2 pseudogenes are annotated in these 1225 nt (G+C 76.2%); one reads left to right on the plus strand and one right to left on the minus strand.

The features are described 5' to 3' along the window. Positions 1-660 (minus strand): annotated as a pseudogene (locus tag ACYVE9_RS27450) (DNA-binding protein); the annotation flags it as partial. A gap of 40 nt (positions 661-700) precedes the next feature. On the opposite strand from ACYVE9_RS27450, the pseudogene ACYVE9_RS27455 reads away from it, so the two are divergent. Beyond that, positions 701-1225: pseudogene (locus tag ACYVE9_RS27455) on the plus strand (hypothetical protein); the annotation flags it as partial.

Consider the following 1225-nt stretch of genomic DNA (forward strand, 5'->3'; position numbering starts at 1 on the left):
CCCGCTCCCCGGGCCGGGCGCTGTCGCGACCGTGCCGTAGGGCGGGCCCCAGACCAGCTTCTCCAGCATCGCGGTCGCCTCGGGCGGCGCCGCGGCGAGCAGCGCGTCCATCCGGGGGCGGTCGGTGAACAGGGCGGTCAGGGCCGCGACGGCGCTCACCGGATCGTGGGTGGCGGGCAGGCCGCAGGCGGTGACGAGTTCCTGGAGGCGTCCGGGTGAGGTGCCCGCGACCGCCTCGGCCAGGGACGGGCCCAGACCGGTGGCGGAGGAGTTGCCGTTCGACGGGGACAGCAACTCCCGGGCGGTGCGCACCAGCCGCAGCCGGTCACCGCCCCACACCAGGGCCTGGCCGCGCAGGGCGGCCACGGCGGTGGGCAGTTCCCGCTCGCCGCCGGGCAGCAGCGCGGCGAGCGTGGACAGGTCGCAGGGCTCGGGCGCCACCGCGAGGGCCTGCGCGGTCTGGAGCGCGAACCGGTCCAGTCGTTCCACGGCCCGCACCACGGAGGCCCTGGTGCCGGCGCGGGTGGCGAGCTGCGTGAGGTCACCGGGCACCGGCGAGAGCAGGTCGGGCCGTGCCCTGAGCAACGCGGCGAGCGCCTCGTCTGGCTGGGTGCGCAGCTCGTCGGCGAGAGTGCGCGGAGAGCCGGTCTCGCTGGTCATCCCACCCACGGTACCGGGCGCGGCACGATACGGTCGCTGTGTGGGGATCGAGAGCGAACAGCTCGTGTTCGACTACCTGAGCCGCGTCGGGGACTTGGCGCACAGCACGCCGATGACGGCTGCCGAACGGGCGCGGCTGGTGGGGGAACTGCGAGCGGGCATCCAGAGTGAACGGGCGGCCGCCGAGGGCGGGGGCGAGTCCCCCGCGGCGGTGCGCAAGATCCTGAAACGGCTGGGCAGACCCGAGGACGTGGTTGCCGCGGCCGGTGGGGGCGGTGGTTCGCCGCTGCCCGAGCAGCGGGCGCCGAGCCGCGGCAGGGGCCCGTCGGTGCCGCAGGCCCCGCCGAGCACCGGCGGCTCACCACCGCACCTGGCCGGGCTGGACGAGTTGACGCCCGGTGAGAGCGACCCGCAGTGGTGGCGCGGCGACTCCAGCCCGTTCCCGCAGGGCAGCGGTGGTGAGGTGAGCGGCTTCGTCGGCGGCATCGAACTGCCGGAGATGCTCAAGCCGCCGCCCGGCACGAAGGGCCCGCTGCCGTCGCCCGCGCCGCCGCCCGCGATGGAG

The organism is Streptomyces sparsus (assembly GCF_054776295.1).